Annotated in this window: 16 protein-coding genes; 5 read left to right on the top strand and 11 right to left on the bottom strand. The window is 37.6% G+C overall.

Features of this window, described 5'->3' with window-relative positions:
• Nucleotides 1-48: 48 nt before the first annotated feature.
• Nucleotides 49-1,407 (bottom strand): aspartate aminotransferase family protein, encoded by a 1,359-nt coding sequence (locus MHH64_RS18355; protein WP_303447534.1) that lies wholly within the window; start codon nt 1,405-1,407, stop codon nt 49-51.
• Nucleotides 1,408-1,623: 216 nt separating this feature from the next.
• Here MHH64_RS18355 and MHH64_RS18360 point away from each other — a divergent pair, with 216 nt between their 5' ends.
• The gene (locus tag MHH64_RS18360; RefSeq protein WP_340002150.1) at nt 1,624-3,246 is read left to right on the top strand and encodes a PucR family transcriptional regulator; all 1,623 of its coding nucleotides are present in this window, start codon (nt 1,624-1,626) and stop codon (nt 3,244-3,246) included.
• A gap of 116 nt (nt 3,247-3,362) precedes the next feature.
• On the opposite strand, the gene MHH64_RS18365 is transcribed toward MHH64_RS18360, so the two are convergent.
• The 9 genes from MHH64_RS18365 to mmgD form a co-directional block, all read right to left on the bottom strand.
• Nucleotides 3,363-4,838 carry an amidase gene (locus MHH64_RS18365; protein ID WP_095310964.1) on the bottom strand — a complete coding sequence of 492 codons (1,476 nt, stop codon included), beginning with the start codon at nt 4,836-4,838 and terminating at the stop codon, nt 3,363-3,365.
• 280 nt (nt 4,839-5,118) lie between these two features.
• Nucleotides 5,119-6,180: a C45 family peptidase gene (locus tag MHH64_RS18370; RefSeq protein ID WP_340002151.1), complete on the bottom strand. Its 1,062-nt coding sequence runs from the start codon at nt 6,178-6,180 to the stop codon at nt 5,119-5,121.
• Nucleotides 6,177-7,799, bottom strand: a complete 1,623-nt coding sequence (locus tag MHH64_RS18375) for an amidohydrolase (RefSeq protein WP_340002152.1) — start codon at nt 7,797-7,799, stop codon at nt 6,177-6,179. The genes MHH64_RS18370 and MHH64_RS18375 overlap by 4 nt, the downstream gene beginning before the upstream one ends.
• A gap of 21 nt (nt 7,800-7,820) precedes the next feature.
• The gene (locus MHH64_RS18380) at nt 7,821-9,326 is read right to left on the bottom strand and encodes a sodium:solute symporter family protein (RefSeq protein ID WP_303447530.1); all 1,506 of its coding nucleotides are present in this window, start codon (nt 9,324-9,326) and stop codon (nt 7,821-7,823) included.
• Entirely contained in the window at nt 9,326-9,544 is a 219-nt protein-coding gene (locus MHH64_RS18385) for a hypothetical protein (RefSeq protein WP_095310970.1), read from the bottom strand. Before MHH64_RS18385 ends, MHH64_RS18380 begins: the two co-directional genes overlap by 1 nt.
• A gap of 123 nt (nt 9,545-9,667) precedes the next feature.
• Nucleotides 9,668-10,228: a peroxiredoxin gene (locus MHH64_RS18390; RefSeq protein WP_340002153.1), complete on the bottom strand. Its 561-nt coding sequence runs from the start codon at nt 10,226-10,228 to the stop codon at nt 9,668-9,670.
• A 452-nt stretch (nt 10,229-10,680) separates the two neighbouring features.
• Nucleotides 10,681-11,583, bottom strand: a complete 903-nt coding sequence (prpB, locus tag MHH64_RS18395) for a methylisocitrate lyase (protein ID WP_118889799.1) — start codon at nt 11,581-11,583, stop codon at nt 10,681-10,683.
• A gap of 106 nt (nt 11,584-11,689) precedes the next feature.
• The gene (locus MHH64_RS18400) at nt 11,690-13,129 is read right to left on the bottom strand and encodes a bifunctional 2-methylcitrate dehydratase/aconitate hydratase (RefSeq protein ID WP_340002154.1); all 1,440 of its coding nucleotides are present in this window, start codon (nt 13,127-13,129) and stop codon (nt 11,690-11,692) included.
• 38 nt (nt 13,130-13,167) lie between these two features.
• Nucleotides 13,168-14,277, bottom strand: a complete 1,110-nt coding sequence (gene mmgD, locus MHH64_RS18405; RefSeq protein ID WP_340002155.1) for a citrate synthase — start codon at nt 14,275-14,277, stop codon at nt 13,168-13,170.
• Nucleotides 14,278-14,465: 188 nt separating this feature from the next.
• On the opposite strand from mmgD, the gene MHH64_RS18410 reads away from it, so the two are divergent.
• The 3 genes from MHH64_RS18410 (at nt 14,466) to MHH64_RS18420 (ending at nt 16,947) form a co-directional block, all read left to right on the top strand.
• Nucleotides 14,466-15,335, top strand: a complete 870-nt coding sequence (locus MHH64_RS18410; RefSeq protein ID WP_095311006.1) for a LysR family transcriptional regulator — start codon at nt 14,466-14,468, stop codon at nt 15,333-15,335.
• A 111-nt stretch (nt 15,336-15,446) separates the two neighbouring features.
• Complete coding sequence (locus MHH64_RS18415; RefSeq protein WP_303447526.1) at nt 15,447-16,451, top strand: DUF3231 family protein; 1,005 nt, start codon at nt 15,447-15,449, stop codon at nt 16,449-16,451.
• Between the two features lie 7 nt (nt 16,452-16,458).
• Nucleotides 16,459-16,947 (top strand): hypothetical protein, encoded by a 489-nt coding sequence (locus tag MHH64_RS18420; protein ID WP_095311010.1) that lies wholly within the window; start codon nt 16,459-16,461, stop codon nt 16,945-16,947.
• Between the two features lie 103 nt (nt 16,948-17,050).
• Here MHH64_RS18420 and MHH64_RS18425 read toward each other — a convergent pair whose 3' ends face one another.
• Nucleotides 17,051-18,142, bottom strand: coding sequence for a sugar diacid recognition domain-containing protein (locus MHH64_RS18425; RefSeq protein WP_251659327.1), 1,092 nt, complete (start codon nt 18,140-18,142; stop codon nt 17,051-17,053).
• 145 nt (nt 18,143-18,287) lie between these two features.
• Between MHH64_RS18425 and MHH64_RS18430 the strand changes: the two genes are divergently transcribed.
• The gene (locus tag MHH64_RS18430) at nt 18,288-19,475 is read left to right on the top strand and encodes a glycerate kinase (RefSeq protein WP_095311014.1); all 1,188 of its coding nucleotides are present in this window, start codon (nt 18,288-18,290) and stop codon (nt 19,473-19,475) included.
• The last annotated feature ends 85 nt before the right edge of the window (nt 19,476-19,560 follow it).

Here is a 19,560-nt window from a genome sequence, read left to right on the forward strand (position 1 = left end):
TGATTTTTCCGAACACTTAACTGTTAATTTCCCTGGTTATGCATTTTGTTAGTTATCAGCATTCTCACTAAAAACTTTTCGTAAAACAGAAATAATAAAATCAATATCTTCATCTGTAGATGATAATGGAGGGCTTAGCGTCAAAATATTGTTATAACCCGCAACTGTATCTCCATTCTTACCAATTATCAATCCCCTGTCTTTACAATCCGCAATCAGCTTTCCTACACGTTCCTTTGAGCCTGGTTCCTTCGTCAGCTTATCTTCAACAATTTCGATTCCAGCGACTAAACCTAACCCACGTATATCCCCAACATAATCATAAGCTTTCAATTCATCTAATCCATTTAGCAAACGTTCTCCTAATTCTACAGATCGGTCAACTAAATTTTCTCTCTCCATAATTTCAATATTTTTTAATGCTACTGCACAAGCAGCTGGATTTCCACCAAATGTATTCACATGACGAAAATGGCTATTCTCTTCATTGCTTTTAAATGCTTCGTAAATATCCTTTCGAACTGCTGTTACCGATAGTGGTAAATAGGCACTCGTTAAGCCTTTTGCCATCGTTATCATATCTGGCTTAATATTAAAATGTTTATGTCCGAAAGATTTACCCGTTCTTCCAAACCCGCAAATTACTTCATCAATGATAAGAAGAACACCATGGCGCTTACAAATTCTCTCAACCTCTTCCACGTATACAGAATGTGGTATTAATACACCGCCGCCAGTAATTAATGGTTCCATAATAACCGCGGCAATCGTTTCCTTTTGTTCCCAAATAATTGTTTCTTCTATTTCTTTCGCTTTTTGTAAATTATATTCCTCAATTGATACTCCTTCTGGTTTCCGGTAGTTATCCGGTGGTGCAACATGTAAAAACCCAGAAGTCAGCGGTTCATATTTATATTTCCTTAATGCCTGGCCTGTTGCAGATAAAGCTCCCATCGAGCTTCCATGATAAGCACGATAACGAGAAAGAATTTTGTAGCGGTTTGTATCGCCATTCTGTTGATGATATTGACGAGCGATCTTAAATGCTACCTCATTCGCATCTGAACCGCTGTTGGAATAAAAGATCATATAATCATCGTCAAGCAATTCATTTATTTTCTCTGCTAACTGAATCGCTGGAAGATGGCTTTGTGTCATTGGAGTGTATGCCATTTTTTTAACCTGTTCATAAGCAGCTTTAGCTAATTCCTCGCGTCCATAGCCAACATTGACACACCATAATCCAGACATTCCATCAAGGTACCTGTTTCCTTCATGATCTGTAATCCAAGAACCTTTCCCTTCCTCTACAATCATTGGCGCATTTTCTTTACTATAGGGTGAAATATGATGCCACACATTTTGACGATCTTTTTCAACTAATGTTTGTTTTTGAAGCGTTTCCATTTTACCTTCTCCTTCCATGTTTAGATTTTCCTTTTAACGAAATGTCCATTTTGCTCATCATGTTGTATTTAGTTTCCTTTTACAGAATTCTTAATTATTAAGTTTGACACAACTTTCTTTCTATTACATAATTATTTTATATCGTTTATTTTAAAAAAGCATTTTACATAAAGTAAAATAAATCATTTTTTTATTTTACAATTTGGAGGGCAGTCCATGGAAAATTGGAAAGTAACTATAAATGATATATTAGGCAGAGACATATTTAAAAATGCGAAATTAATTGCTGGGGAAAAGGGAAAAGATCGGGAAATAAAATGGTCACATATTTTAGAGATGGAAGCGTTTGATTCATTTATAAATGGAGGAGAATTAATTCTTACTACAGGATCTAACATCGAATTTGATTCACCAGCAGGAATACCTAAGCTAAATAAACTAATTGAAAAAGATGTCGCTGGAATTTGCATTGAACTTGGAACACATGTGAAAGCAATAGCACCAGAAATTATAGCATTCGCTAACAAACACCATTTTCCCATCATAGCTTTTTCACAAATTGTTAAATTTGTAGATATCACCCAGGATTTACATACGATTATTATCAATAGACATCATCAAATGCTCAACCACCTACATGTTCTCTCGAATCAATTTAATGAATTATCTTTAGAACCAAACGGTATTTTAAAAATCCTAAAAAAACTGTACGATCTATTTCATGCTACTGCTTTACTCATAACCGATGATAAAAAAGCATTTTACTACCCGCTTAAACTTAAAGAGCGTACTGAATTTATGAACTTGATAATGAATAATTCTATAAAATTGGAACCATATAGAGATCATCTATTGGATAATGAATATTACACTACTTTTCCAATTAAAGGACTTGGTCATTCATGGGGAAATCTCTGTTTACAAAAGAAATCAAATGATTTGGATGAGTTTTCATTTTCCGTGATGGATCGTGCTTCATTAGCCATTGCGCAAATCCTGCTTCGAAATCGAACGATTGAAGAAAGAAAGCAAAACCAAGAAGAGGAAATTGTTCAAAAATTACTGCACGGCGAGGAATTTGAATCATCAATAGCACATAAATTCCTGCCTGCTCCTGCTAATAATTGTTATTACAGACTGATTCTTATTGAAAATAATTCCATTGAAGAATACTTGAAAGAAGAAGATTGGGAAGAGATAAAGCTACAACAGTCTATCATTCTAAGATCATTATTAAAGAAAAATGGCTTCTTCCCAGCTATGTCTGTTACCAAAAATAAAATTGCAGTAATCGCCTCTTTCTATAAGAAGAGTAATACAATAAGAGATATCGACAGTTTTACTATTCTAGCAAAGGAAATTCGCAACATTCATGAGAATCATATTTTTCACGGAGATCATTATGGCATTGGGATAAGCAGTCTTCAAAAAGATTATAAAAAAATAGCTGCATGCTGTCATGAAGCAAACGAAGTACTTTTTATTCAGAAAAAGAAACTCTTGGATACGCTATTCTATGAAGAGATAGGGGTTTATCGTCTTTTATCAAAGCTTAACCAAAATGAATTAAAAGCTTATGTATCAGAGTATTTAGGTCCTTTATTAGAATATGAGGAAAAAATAAAGGGTAACCTGCTTTTAACCCTTTCTATATTTCTCGATACCATGGGATCCAAAAAAGAGACTTCTGACCGGCTTTATATTGTACGGCAAACGCTTTATCACCGTTTGGAAAAAATAGAAGAGTTACTTGGTGATGACTTTATGGAACCAACTAAAAGACAGGCGATTGAATTGGCAGTCAGCGCCTATAAAATGCTAAATAATACGGAATTCTAAAACCGAAAGAAAATAAAGGAAAACTCAAAAAATAAGTGTGGTACCTATCACACATCATCTTAATTTGCAGAAGGTATCACGCTTATTTTTAAAATAATTGCTCTCCTATTTACTCGTTATATAGACGTTACGTGGACTGCAGGACGCTGACCCTGATTCCATTTCCCATCCAATGCTCGTTCAATCTGTGCTCCTAGTTGCAGAAGCAATCCATCATTTCCTTGACGTGCAAGGGCGTGAATTCCTAATGGAAGCCCGTTTTTAAGCTTAGCCATCGGTAACGAAATACCCGGAAGCCCACAAAGGTTAGCAATCGAAGTATAAGCAAATATGCTCCATAGATTCTCAAACCAATCGTACACAGATGGGTTATCACTAGTAGTCAAATATTCCTTCGTTCCAATTTTCGGTGTAGGTAATGCCATTGTTGGAGTTAGAATGATATCCCAAGCTTCAAAAAAGCTGCCTAGACTACGGGAGGTTTGATTAAAGGCAGCTTGCATTTTCGCGCGGTCCGTATAGGAAGCAATACGCCCTTCTTCCCATACTTTAATACACATTGATTCAATCAGTTTGACAGGTGGCCGTTCTAAGTTTTTTTGCTCCAACAACTCTGCAATCACTTGTGAAAAATTCATGATATAGCATGAAGTCTGCGCTTCGTAAGCAGTATGGAAATCAATATCAGGAATAACCCACTCGACGTGATGACCGAGTTTCTCAAGAAAACGTGCTGTCCGCTCCAATTCAGCAACAATTTCCGGTGTAGCCCGATAATCTCCCCACTCATGCGAAACCGCGATACGCAACTTCTCTGGATCCCGATGAATAAGCTCAGAGTACGGTTCTTTCGGCATCCAATAAGGCATAAACTCGCCAGGTGCCCCACCCCTGCAATTATCTACAAACGCAGCAGTATCACGAATCGTACGTGAAATGCATCCTTGAGCAGAGACAACTCCCATTAAATCCGAACCAGCAGGTCCTACCGAAAAGACCCCACGAGATGGCTTTAAACCAATATTTCCGTTTACACCAGCAGGTATTCGAATCGAGCCACCACCATCAGTCGCATGTGAGAGTGGAACGATACCAGCAGCAACCGAAGCTGCCGTGCCAGCAGAAGAACCACAGGTCGTATATTCAAGATTCCAAGGATTTCGTGTTACGTAGACTTCTGGATTCTCTGCTGAACTGCAGAGCCCAAACTCAGGTGTTGTCGTTCTACCTATAATATTAAGACCTGCTTTACGGATCTGCTCGGTCAGGAAGCTGTCAGCTTGAGAACGATTTCCTTGCATAAAAAGAGAGCCCATCTCTTGCAGACGCCCTTTGACAGTGGGGCCTAAATCTTTCATTAAAAAAGGTACTCCCGCGAATACCCCATCCGGATTTGTTCCATCTTTCATAGGTTCATTAATCGCATCATCAAAAACTTCAATAACAGCGTTAATTTCGGGATTTAAGGCTTTGATAGCTACGGTAACCTGCTTGGCCACCTCTTGCGAAGAAATTTGTCCATTCTTTACTAATTCAGCAAGACCGATGGCATCAAGATCAGCCCATTCATCCCAGTTCATCACTTTTCCCATAAAATTTCTCCCCTTTAAACCCGCACTGATTTGATGGTTGTACGTTAGAATTAATCATCATTATATAAAGCGCTTTCATTAAAAAATTAGTACAAATCTATTGTTATTCCTATCCTACAAGAGATTCATTTGATTTGCATTTTACAATATGTCTAATAATTTCCATATTTTTATACAAATTGTAAAGATCACCGTATTATTTGCAGCTTAACCTTTTAATAAATAAAAAGTAACAATAAAGATGCATAACCAGAAGATCGATTATGCATCCTCCTTCATATTATTTAATACGATTACATGGTTTCCCTTTTATCCAGGATAACTTATTATCTGTTAAATTCATAACGATACTAAACACGGTTTCCATCCCGGTTAGGGCAGATTCTTCGTCTGTATCGTTCGTAACATGACTACAAATAGAATTCGGATAATTATCATGATTGGATAGGAAGTGAAATAGATCTTCGGCTTCTAAAGCTTTTTCTTTTAAATCTTTTACTTGGTTACGAATTGTATCAAATCGACTGTAAGAGTTTGGTACTACCTCTTCCCTGATGAAGTCTCTCATTTCCGTTGAACAGAGGTGATTGGTATGGACAAGCGTCCCATTTGTTGCCTCAATTCTTGCAGTATGAATTGGTGATACTTCCAAGCTTGCTGCATCTCCCGGCTTCGATGCGATTAAAAAGTGTGCAGCAGATGCCATTTGATTACGATCAACTTTAGAGATAGCTTCTTCAAATGATTCCGATTCTAAAATAGCTCTTAGCCCTAAATGAATAGGAACTTTAGGCTGCCATGTATTGGTTACTAATGCATTGAGACATACACCAACACCTGCACTGTTGCAGCCGATTTTTCCAATAATACCAGCCTCTGTAATCATCTGTACTGTTGGCAAAGTGTCCTGCTGAATTTCAAGGTGAACTAAAGAGTCTATTTGCGCACCTTTCCAATCCCAGTTTTGTGCTAACCATGTTTTAGATGTTTTCGGTTTCGTTAATGCAAAGGAAGTACAACCATCTGGTGCGGTGCTTAATGCAATCTCACTTCTAGCGTTCAGTGCAAGTATATCTTCAAATTGTACTGCTGCTCCTTTAGCTAATCCTTCCATCTCCTTCATGTAATTTGCATTATATTTTTCAACTGCGGAAACATGTAATAGTGCTTTATTGCATGCTTCCTTCCAGGAGATTCCAGATGTTTCTTTAAAGAGCTTTTCATACGTTTGTAAGCTGCTGTGCACCTGCTCTTTTGCAAGGCTGCCATGTTTAAATCCTATTTCATATGATGTTCCTGATAGAGTAAGAACGGTATCTACATTTGGCAGCAATCTACTCATGCTTGGGCGCCAACCTTAGAATTTCTATATACGATATCTCCGTCAATCATCGTCCATTCTACTTGGACATCTGGTATGTCATCAATATCTGCATTTAAAATCGAACGATCGAGTAATACTAAATCAGCAAGTTTACCAGTTTCAATACTTCCTTTAGTGTCTTCCTCAAATGATGCGTAGGCACCGTTTAATGTATACATACGAATTGCTTGGAGTAGAGACACTGTTTTATCTTCCCCGATCACTTGACCTGAGTTTGATTTCCGGGTCATAGCAGCATGGATACCACGCATTGGATTAAAGTCCGTTACTGGACAATCAGTAGCGATTGCTGCAGGAATTTCTGCCTTTTGATAATCACCCATTGGGTACATCGAATTGGCTCTTTCACCATAATTTTTTACATAACCATCACCATATTCAAATAGAAAAGCTGGATTAGGAATTGGTACAACATTTTGTTTTCTCATTCGTTCAATTAAGTCAGGTGTTGCAATTCCTGCATGTTCAATCCGATGTCTCGTATTTTCTCGTGGATGTAATGCATTTGCTTTTTCAATCGTTTTTAAGAGCATATCGATTGCAGCATCCCCTTGCGCATGGGCAGTAATTTGCCATCCTTTTTCGTGAGCAGGTATAAATAAATCGTCTACTTCTTCTTGCGAGAAATATTGTATTCCATAATTTTTTGAATCACTTGTGTAGCCTTCTCGAGTCCAAACGGTTGGCCCACTGCTGCTACCGTCAAGGAAAAGCTTCACAGGCCCAATTCGGAACTTGTCATCTCCTAACCCAGTATAAATTCCAGCATCAACCATATGCTTAACAACCTCTTGGGCATCATTTAGAGCACCAACCATAGCATAAACTCTTTGTTTTATCAGTCCGTTTTTACTATCAGCTTGCAGAGATCTGAGATTATCCAGACCATAGCCAGTAGCATCGTGAATGGATGTAATTCCTTTTTCTGCAAAATGTTCAGAAGCGACTTTATGTGCAATCGATAGTTCTTCCTCTGAAAAGGATGCAATCGAAAACATCTTCATATGTGCATTTTCAAGTAATAGTCCAGTAAGTTCACCTTCGGCTTTGCGATCAAACTTTCCCCCATCAGGGTCTGGTGTGTTTTTATCAAACTCCGCAATCTGAAGTGCTTGGCTATTAACAACTGAAATATGACCACATGTCCTTGTAATCATGATAGGATGCTCAGTCGTAATAGCATCTAGTTCTTCCTTCGTTGGAAAACGTTTGTCCGCAATTGTTTGCTCATTATATCCCCACGCTCTAATCCATTGACCCTGTGGTGTTTTACTAACCTTTGCTTTGATTTCCCTCAGCAGGTCATCAATTGTTTGAACACTATCGCTTTTACACGAAATCGATAAGCTGTTTGTTCCGTACATAGATATATGCAAATGAGAATCTATAAGTCCAGGAATAAGTGTTTTTCCCTTTAAATCGATAATCTCACTGTCATCATCTTTTAATTGTAATATTGTGTCATTCGAGCCAGCTGCAATAATTTTATTCTCCTTTATAGCAATCGCTTCAGCTATTTGATCTCTCTCGTTTACTGTAATAATTTCCCCGTTAATAAAAAGATATTGCTTTTCCATGTAAAGACCCTCCTGTAGTATTTATTTTATTTCAACACGTAATGATGGTGATGCTTCATCCTCGTAGAGTTCATCAACCATGTCAGGAAAGAAACGTTCAATTGTCTCTTTAGATACGGGTTGAGTCATAAATGAAGCAACAACAAAGATTACAGTGTTTGCAGCTAATCCCCAAATACCAGCATGTATATCTAATGGATGAGGAATTACAAATGAAAAGATAACAGTTATAATGAAACCTGCTAATATCCCCCAGAAAGCACCGTGTTTGGTCGCTCTTGGCCATAGAAAAATACCAATAATTGCTGGGAATGCCTGTGCAATAAATCCATATCCAATTAGTAGAATATATACTAGACTTGCAGGTTCCAGAATAGAAATTGGCGCAATAATAAATGCCATAATTGGGAAAATTAATCGTCTTGTCCATTTCCCTGTTGTTTCCTCATTCCATTTAAAAAGGGGTTGCAATACATCTTTACTATAACTAAGTGCAGTTGCATGAACACAAGGTTCACTAGAGGACATTGCAGCAGCAAGCGTTCCAGCACCTAATAGACCGGCTACAACTGCAGGCATTGTATCAACTGCAAGTTGAATAGCAACTTGATCTGGTGTGCCGATATTAGGATACATGAAGACCCCAATAAAGCCTACAACGATCATTGGAACTAGTACAACATAAAATGTCGGTAGTAAAGTTGCAGATCTTCTGATAGATTTTTTTGAATCAGCTCCCATCCACTGGATCCAATGTGTTTGCCAAATGGAAAAGAAAGATATTAAAATCGATGTTGTCCAAAAAGTAGCATTCATATCACCCAACGCCCCAGGAAGTGTTAGAAACTGTGGAATATCCTCTTTTACACGCTCAAAAATTGGTGCAAATGAATAACCACCAGTGAATTGCTTGGTTGCCCATAATCCAACAAAGAAGGACACGAACAACATTAACGCCCCTTGAAATGCGTTTGTTACACCGATTGCTTTAAGCCCACTTTTATATAGATAGATTGAAATTGCACCTAGTGATAAAAAGACCCCAACCCAAGTAGGAATTAATCCATAACTCATGACATTTAAAATATAAGCTGCACCAGTTGTTTGAATTACTGCATATGCTAAGACACCAATTGAAGTAACAATAGATGCTATACCACCTAATACTTTACTTTCATAACGATCGGATATGGCAGTGGATTGGGTGACATGATTGTATTTTTTACCTAATTCCCAAACTTTCGGCCCAAAATACCAAGCAAGTATTGCCATATACGTTAAATAAACGACAACATATAGCGCAGGGACTCCCTTTGAATATGCCCACCCAGGAGAACCCATAAACGTATAAGCACTTACTCCACCTGCCCCTATTAATAGGTACATCATGATTGGACCCATACTCCTGCTGCCAACACCCCACTCTTCCACGTTATCCATGTTTTTCCCTTTTCCAGCAAAAAACCCCAAAATAACAGCTATGAATATATAAGCAACGGTTATTATGAAGGGTATGTATTCAATCATCAATCTACCCCTCCAATCTTATTAATGAATGCCATGGAGAAAGTTGTTAAGAAGATAATCAAAATAGACCAGACCATAATTAAAGGTAGCCCAAATACAATAATTTCTTGATTAAAAATATTTATAATTGGCCAGCCTCCTAACAGAATAATAATAGCTATTAGACTTACACCAAACCAACCTTTTTTTGTTTTTGGAAGTTTAAATGTAGCTTTCATAGTAGTACCTCCTTGGATTGAAATTTAATTAAGATCTAACTAGGTGAAGGGTGCCAGAAGTACAAAACAGCATATTGTTCATTGTTCTATCATCCTACAACGTTACCGTATAATTACTTTTCTTCAATTAGAAGATAGATATTCTATTACTTCGTCTATATTTTTATCTGGAGGAAAAACAGGATAAAATACTTTTTCAATTGTTCCATCTTGAATGATAATTGTAACTCTTTTATTAAGTGACATAGAATCCACCTCAAATAGTGGCAGGTTTAGAGAATTTGATAAGGTCAATTTTGAATCACTTAATAGTTCGAAAGGTAAATGAAGCCGTTCAACTGCTTCCTTTTGATATTCTGAACTCTGCGTACTTACACCAAATACTTGTGTATTAAGTTCTTGTAATTCCTTATAGTGATCTCGAAAGGAACAAGCTTGTGGTGTACACCCTCTTGCCCCTGGGATTTGATCCCATCCATTTGGGAGACTTTCCCGTGGATTACCTGTCATTGGATAAAAATATAAAACAAGTTTCCCCCTAATTTCTGATAGGTCTACAATGTGACCAGTTGTAGAGGTTAATTCAACTGATGGTATCTTTTTACCTTTTAAATCATTACATGCACCATCATCAAGTGGTACCGGAAGGTTGGTAGGAAGTTCATTATAATTATTCGTTGTCATTATTTACACTCCTTCGTTCTTTTGGATCAAGGTTTTCTATACCTTCTTAGAACCAGCCCAGATCAAAGGTCTTTATACTTGCGATACACTTTCTGGTCTTTCCTCCTTTCATTTTGTTCTAATTAATAGAATATTTATAATTATAGTTTTTGTTGTAAGCGATTGCATTAATCACATTGTAAAAATTATTAGTTGGTTATGTTACAATCTGTCCAATCCCTTTCATCTAAATCACAGAAAATATACTATACCTTGCTAAAAATATTAATAAATTATTATTCGACATTTATTGATTATGCATTTAGTAATAATATTCCATATTTATTAGCCAAACCGTCCAATGTATCTAAAAAACAAAATAGTTGAACGTTTCATAATGAATTCAATGATAGCTAGCAAATCAAAAAGGCATGGAATCCAAATTGATTCCACACCTTTTGTGCCAACAAAATCTAATCCTCTAATACCGTCTTCGAAATTGTATTATCCAATTCTTCGAAATCATCGTAGGAAATGGTTTTATAGAGCTCTTTTCTGGTTTGCATATTAAACACACCATCTGCTTGGGAGCCTTGCTCTTTAATTAAGTTAAAGATTCGTTCATATGCTTTCGCTGCTACTCTTAAAGATGTAACTGGGTAGATTACCATCCGAAAGCCCATGTTTTGAAACTCCTCTGCTGTAATAAATGGAGTTTTACCAAACTCTGTCATGTTTGCAAGTAATGGAACGTCTAATTTTTTCGCAAAAAGACGAAATTCTTCATCGGTTTGTAATGCCTCTGGGAATATTGCATCTGCACCAGCTTGTATATAACTCTGGGAACGCTCTACAGCAGCATCTATTCCCTCTACTGCTCTTGCATCTGTTCTTGCTACAATGATTAACGAAGGTGCTACTTCTTTAATAGCTTTGATTTTTTGTACCATTTCTTCCGTCGTTACAAGCTGCTTTCCATTTAAATGACCGCATTTCTTCGGTAACTGTTGATCTTCAATTTGCACTGCGGCAACATTCGCTTCTACCATTTCGCGAGCAGTTCGAGCAACATTTAACACACCGCCAAAGCCTGTATCGATATCAACTAAGACGGGTAAATTTGTTGCCCTGACAAGGTCTCTTGCACGTTCTGCCACTTCTGTTGATGTAACAATTCCGAGATCAGGTAATCCTCTGCTTGCTGTGTAAGCTCCACCTGATAAATATAAAACGGAAAATCCTGCATCCTTTGCGATTAATGCTGCCATTGCATCATGCGCACCAGGTATTTGTAAAATGTTATCGGTAAGCATCTGTTCTTTAAACCGATCAGCTAATTCCTTCTGAGTCGATTGTTGGTCTACAATCCATGCCATAAACGTTCCTCCCTCTCGTTAAATATAAACAGAAATTCACAGGATGTTTATCCCATCTTGCCTTATTCTTTTCCTTACGCATATTGTTTTAGGGGATTACAGCCCTTTATTGCGCAATAAATAACTCTACAAATTCATTGACATTCATTTTTGCTAGCTTGTTGTAGTCATAGCTAACTTCTTCAATTTTCTTACGCTGTTTTTCCGTGTAATGTGTAGCAAGGTTTGCTGCATACTTCTCAATGATTTTAGGTATTGCTTCATCTCTACGGAACCGATGTCCTAATGGATATTCTCGCTCTACATTTTCCGTCACTGTGCCATCCGTAAAATGTACCTGCACCGCATTTGCAATCGAGCGCTTGCTCGGATTAAGATAATCCTCTGTATAGGATTTATTTTCTACAACGACCATTTTATCGCGCAACCCGTCAATAATTGGATTTGCAGCAAAATCATCCTCATAGTGCTCAGCGCGAATATCTCCTTCTAAAAGTCCAATTGCTGTAATATACTGCAAGCAGTGATCACGATCGGCCGGGTTATTGAGCGGACCCTTTTTATCAATAATCCGAATCGCTGATTCATGCGTTGTAATTGTAATTTTATCAATCTCACCTATACGATTGACTACTTCAGGATGAAGCTTTACCGCTGCTTCGGCTGCTGTTTGTGCATGGAATTCAGCTGGGAAGGAAACTTTAAACAACACATTTTCCATTACGTAACTGTCGAGCGGCTGACTAAGAACTAATTCCTGCTTGTTAAATAGTACGTCTTGGAATCCCCAGCCAGGTGCGCTTAATGCTGTCGGATAGCCCATTTCTCCTTTCATTGCCATCAGAGCTAAGCGTACTGCCCTGCTTGTCGCGTCTCCAGCAGCCCAAGACTTCCGTGAACCAGTATTCGGAGCGTGACGATACGTACGTAAGCTTGAATTATCAATCCAGGCATTTGTCAATGCATTCGTGATTTCTTCACGTCCACCACCAAGCATTTTTGTTACAACAGCTGTTGTTGCTATTTTTACATATAGAACGTGATCAAGTCCTACACGATTCAAGCTATTTTCTAACGCAAGCACACCTTGAATTTCATGTGCCTTAATCATCATTTCCAGTACATCTTCCACCTTTAGCGGCTCTTTCCCCTTCTGAATTCTAACTTGACTGAGATAATCAGCAACTGCTAAAATTCCACCTAAGTTGTCTGAGGGGTGTCCCCACTCTGCAGCAAGCCACGTATCGTTATAGTCAAGCCAGCGAATCATTGTTCCAATATTAAATGCTCCCTGAATTGGATCAAGTACATGAGATGTCCCAGGCACGCGCACACCATTTGGAACAACTGTACCAGGAACAACTGGTCCGAGCAGCTTCGTACACTCTGGATAATCAAGTGCAAGAATTCCGCATCCTAATGTATCGATTAGTACATGGTGGGCTGTTGAATATGCTTCTTCACTCGTTATATCTTTATTCAAAACGTAATCTACAATTTCCTCTATTAATGCATCTGTCTTTTTATAAGTATCCGTTTGTAACATGATAAGCATCCTTTCCCTTACATTCTTTTTTTTGTTTATCAAACATGCCGTGCGCCAGTGTAATTAACTCGCGGCCGGAACAATCGATTATTTTCATGCTGTTCAATGACATGTGCTGCCAGTCCTGCTGTTCTCGCACTAAAAAAGATTGGCGTATATAGTGGGATTGGGATTCCCAGTTTCCAATAAACTGGTGCTGCATAGTAGTCAAGATTTGGATAAAGTCCTTTTTCTTTCTCCATAACCTTTTCGCCTGCCTCACACATTTCAAGCAACAGATAATCCCCGTCTTTTTCACATAGCTGCCTTAATGCTTCTTTCGTAATCAATGCTCTTGGATCCATTTTTTTCATATATACACGATGACCGAACCCCATAATCTTTTCTTTCTTTTGTAATTTCTTCAGTAGCAGTTCTTCAAATTCTGATACGGTTTTTACTTCATTTAACATATACATCACAGCTTCGTTTGCCCCGCCATGTAAATTTCCTTTTAAAGAAGCAATTGCCCCGGTTAACGCTCCATAGATATCCGAGTTCGTGGACGCAATCACACGTGCAGCAAATGTAGAATTCGGCATTTCGTGCTCACTATACAATAGAAGCAAACGGTCAAAAATTTCTACTTCTAACTCAGAAGGCTTTTCACCAGTAATCATGTACAAAAAATTTGCGCTGTAGGATAAATCCTGAAGTGGATAAACCGATTCTTGTCCATTTATTATCCGGTGACTATTCACCGTTATCGTCGGAAGCTGACCCAGCAATTGATAAGCTCGTTTTTTATTAGCTGGCAATGTTCGATCTTCAATCGCCTCATCGAATCCTGCTAAAACAGACAAACCAGTACGCATCCCATCCATTGGATGTGTTTGCTCCGGCAATAATCGAAGTACATCCATCACATTTGAAGGCACATCATAATAATCCTTCAATATCTCTTCTAACTTCGCTTTCTCAGCTGCTGTTGGCAGTTCCCCTTCTAATAAGAGATGCACGATTTCAGCATAATCTTTACGTTTCGATAGCTCAATCAGATCATAGCCTTGAATAATGATTTGTTCCTTCTCCACATCAAGAAACGAAATGGACGTCTCTGCTGCAATTACCCCTTCCAGACCTGGCACATATTTTGCTTTTGTTTCCATGAATATCCCCCTAGCTTTTTTAAAATCTCAGAAAATACTATGACGAACAATTCGGCTCACCAAACAGACAGCGCTTTCAAACCATTTCCAATTTCATTATAATATTGAATTGAAAATTATAAAAATATATAATATTAATAATTAGCCATTGATTTTTTCTATAGCTCATAAAAGTGAGGCGATTAAGGATGAACTATCAAGATTGGGAAATGCTGGCTGCACTATATTCTACTGAAAATATTACAAAAGCAGCAGAGCATCTTTTTTTATCACAGCCCACATTAACATCAAGGATTCAAAAATTAGAAGAGCACTACGGTGTACAGCTCATTCTCCGAAAGCGCAGAGGTGTTACATTCACACCTGAAGGAGAGCATTTAGCACAGCATGCACAAAATATGCTTCGGGAACAACGGAAGATTGAAGAGAAAATTAATAACATGAAAAATCAAGTAACAGGTACGTTACGAGTTGGTGTTTCGAATTTTTTTGCATTAAATAAGATGCCGAAATTATTACGTCTTTTTAAAAAAGAATATCCAAATGTTGAGTGTCAAATGGTAACCGGGTGGAGTAGTGAAATGCATCGACTAATTTTAAACAATGAGGTGCATATTAGCTTTATTAAAGGGGACTATCCATGGAAAGAAAACAAAGAGCTTTTATACGAAGAAGAAGTATGTATTGCATCTCCATGGGATTTCAAGTGGGAGGAACTGCCACGAATGCCACGGATTGATTACCGCACTGACGAGCATATGAAAAGCATGGTGGATGAATGGTGGTTCCATAACTATTCACAAAGGGCTAATATTACCATTCAAGTTAATCAAGTAGAAACCTGTAAAGAAATGATTGTAAACGGACTAGGCTATGCGATTATCGCAAATTTAGTTGTTCGTCCTTATACAGAACTTTTTATAAAACCAATTATGCTACCATCTGGAGAGCCAATGATAAGAAAAACATGGATGTATTATCATGAAGATGCATTACAAATGAACATTGTACGAGCTTTTATTCGATTTATTCAAACGTTGGATGTGAAATCTTTATAACTCTCTTAAAGCCGAAACAAGAAATAGCTTATATCCGTGCATAAATAATATTATTAGTCAGAAACTAACGGAAGAAAATGAGCGAACACTTTATGAGAGGAATAAATACGTATGGGAAATCATGATAACATTAAATTAACGGCTCCAGAGATTTCAACTTTATGGGCTGGCTATCAAAGTAATTCAATGGCCATATGTGGTTTAAAGTATTTTTTAATGCATGTCGATAATGAAGATATCCGCAGCATAATTGAAAATGCACTCACATTATCAGAACAGCAGCTTGAAAAAACAACCGACTTTTTCAGGAAAGAGGATTATCCAGTTCCACAGGGGTTTACAGAGAAAGACGTAAATTTAAATGCACCCCGTCTATTCTCTGATAAGCTTTATCTTGCTTTTGTATTCAATATGACCGTTGTCAATTTAGCTAGTCATGTCGCCTCTTTGACGACTGCTGTCAGAAGTGATTTACTGCAATTCTACGCTGATTGTTTATCAGACTCTGAAGAACTGCACATGAAAACAAAAGAATTTTCAAAAGAGATAGGTATCCATATCCGTGCGCCACACATACCGACTCCCAGTCAAATTGACTTTGTTAAAAAGGAAAGCTTCACTGCAGGATGGCTGACAGACAGACGCCCATTATTAGGGTCCGAAATAACAAATCTAGTGTTCAATGCACGAAGAAATTCACTGGGGCAAGCTGTTATGACCGGTTTTAGTCAAGTTGCCCAGTCAAAGGATGTACGAAAGTATTTTGAAAGAGGCCGTGAAATATCCAAAAAACATATAGAAGTTTTTAACTCTATTTTAAGCAATAGCTATTTATCAGACGGTACAATCTTGCTGACTCCAGAAGTAACTGAATCTACTGACCCTCCTTTTTCAGATAAGTTCATGATGGTTTTAACATCGTCGTTAATTGCATCTGGTATTGGCCAATATGGAATGTCTATGTCCTTAAGTCCCAGACACGATATAGCGGTTCAATACAGCCGTTTAATGGTAGAAATAGCTAATTATGCAAATGACGGTGCTTCTATTATGATTGAAAATGGCTGGATGGAGCAACCACCAATGGCAGCTGATCGAAAAGGGTTAGCTAAGTAGGTTAAAAATGGAAAAAAGGGCAGATTTAAAAAGTAAAAAACTTGAAGTACTTCTGTGGAGTATTGCTTTACCAGGATTCGGTCAACTTTTAAATCGTAAATATATGAAAGGTTTCGTACTAATTGGATTAGAGTTTTTAGTTAATGTAATGGGGAATTTTAACACCATTATTGTACTTAGCTTTAATATGAAAATCGAAGAGGCCATTGCACAGACAAATTATTTATGGCTGATGTTTTACCCCTGTTTATATTTCTTTGCTATCTGGGATGCTTATAAAGATGCCGGAGGTGGTGAAAAACCTTTCGCTTACCTCCCCCTTGTATTTTCAGCCTATTTTGTTACAGTAGGCTTAATTTTTTCTCCCACACTTACAATATTTGGTGTATACATTGGACCGATGTGGCTGCCTATATTATTTCTTCCAATTGGGTTAGGTGTTGGGGCACTGATTCGAAAGGTATTGTTTAAAATTTATGTTAAAAGCTCTGGATAAATTCTTTCTGCTGCCGGTTTTAAGTATTTTATACGAAACCGGCTAATGCAAAGAAATATCCACTTTTTATTTTGTGCTATACTTTCCAGAAGTTAAGCTCTTTTTACTCCTGTTCATAAATCCACAAAGCAACCTGTAATATTAATGCATCATTAAACTTCCTCGGATCATAACCTGTCTCATTAGCAATCTTATTTATCCGATAAATTAGCGTATTACGATGCAAAAATAACGCATCAGCCGTTTTTTGGATATTCAAATCATTTGCAAAAAACGCCTCTAACGTTCCTGCTTTTGTTTTGTCCACACATTGCAATATTCTGTTAGAGAACCTTTTTCCAACAGACTTATCAATTTGATACAATAATGCCCTCACTTCTAATTGAGCAAATGAAATAATCTCTGTTTTAGGATCGCCTATCCTTAAGGCAAGCTTACAATCAGAGTAGGCTTTGTTTAATTGTTGCAATTCGTGAAACATTAAGCTATAAGACATTCTAAATTTTATTTTTAGCTTCTTTAAAAGCCGTGCAAGTGATTGGATGTTAGTCAGCAGGTCCCTCTCTTCAAGTCCCGTTGTTGCAATAAAGATTTGATTAAGACTGATAAATCCTGTTATTACATACGTTTCACCAAATACCTTCTCCAAACTCTGAATAAAATCCTGCTTGGGAATCTTAAGTTCATCTATTCGAATGACAATAGCTGTGAAAGGTGGAATAAGTTCTAATTTCAGCATACTTAGTCCTCGATTCATTACATCATAGGAAGGAGAACGTTTTAGCAGTTGTTCAATTATCATTTCTTTTGTACGTTGTTTCCATTCAAGCTGTGAAGCAATAAACTCTTGGTTAATCATAAGCTCTGTCGCCATCTTTACTAATTCTGCAATATCTCCCATTTCATCTGGATTGCCTGTTATCCCAATCACTCCGATAATTCTCTCTTTGAAAACAATTGGTAAATTAATACCCGGTTGCGCTCCTTCCCATGCTTCATCCTGATGTGAATAGATTGTAAGGGATTTCCCGTTTTTTAATACCTCAACTGCTCCTTCATGAACCGTATGTAATCTTTTTTCATCCTTTGTGGCAATAATAGTTCCATCCATATCCATAATATTAACGTTACGACCTAAACGTAAAGAAGTTTCTCTAACGATTGTCTTTGCAATTTCTTTTGTTATCATTTCCATGATTCATCATCCCCTTTAGTCGATACGTACAAAAAATGTCGGATTCACTTCCTATTTTTCATATGGTATAACCATATACATTTTTAGTCAAGATTCGTATAATTTAATCTACAGATAATGAAAACGTTTACCAGGATGTGATTGTGTGAAAATTATTATAGCACCAGACTCATTTAAAGGGAGTTTACGTGCGGTTGATGCTGCTAATTCAATCGATAGAGGAATCAAAAAGGCTTTTCCAAAAGCGGAAACAGTGATGCTACCTGTTGCAGATGGTGGCGAGGGGACATTAGAAACACTTGTCACTGCGACAAAAGGCGAGATACGAAACGTCACAGTGATCGGACCTTTAGGGGATGAAGTGAAGTCATCCTATGGTGTTTTAGGAGATAAGAAAACCTGTGTCATTGAAATGGCAACAGCATCAGGACTTACACTTCTTACGGATGAACAGCTTTCTCCTTTAAAAGCAACAACATATGGAACTGGCCAGTTGATAAAACAAGCGTTGGATGATGGATTTACTTCGTTTATCATTGCCATCGGTGGATCAGCAACCAATGATGGCGGGGCTGGAATGCTCCAAGCACTTGGATTAAAGTTATGCACTAAAGATGGTAATGAAATCGGATATGGTGGTGGTGAATTAAATAAGATCGCTTTAATAGAGGATGATTCTTTCGATTCGCGTATTAAAGCTTGCAACTTTTTAATTGCTTCTGATGTAGAAAATCCGCTTATCGGTCCAAACGGTGCCTCCTTTGTTTTTGGTCCACAAAAAGGGGCAACTCCAGAAATGGTTGAAACGCTTGACCAACATCTTACCCATTGGGCCGATCATGTTGCCAAGCTTACAGGAATCCACTTACACAACCTGCCTGGTGCAGGGGCAGCAGGAGGAATTGGAGGAGCCTTTCAAGCTTTCTTCCCATGTAAGGTTAAACGAGGAATCGATGTTGTGTTAGAGTACAGTAAATTCAGCGAATTCTTGCCAAATACAGATTTAGTTATTACCGGAGAAGGTAAAGTAGATGGACAAACCGCATCAGGCAAAACTCCGCTCGGCGTTGCGCAAGCCGCAAAAAGCCAGGATGTTCCGACAATTATTATAGCTGGTTCAATCGGAAATGGCATTGAAGCACTGCATGAATTTGGTATTGTGAGCATTCATAGCATAATCAATCAGCCAATGACCTTAAAGGAATCAATTACAAATGCAGCTGGATTATTAGAACAAAGTACCGAACAGGTTGTTCGAGCTTACTTTTATTCTAACAACCATAACAATAAAGCAAATAGCGACACTACTGCGAATGGACTTCCTGTAACATAACGATAATGGTCCAGTCTGTTAATTGATTCATTGAAGCTAATATTATAATCCTATTTTTAAAAATATCAAAAGGAGGAACGATTTG

Source organism: Oceanobacillus sp. FSL K6-0127, assembly GCF_037983385.1.
Classification (GTDB): Bacteria; Bacillota; Bacilli; order Bacillales; family Amphibacillaceae; genus Oceanobacillus; species Oceanobacillus profundus.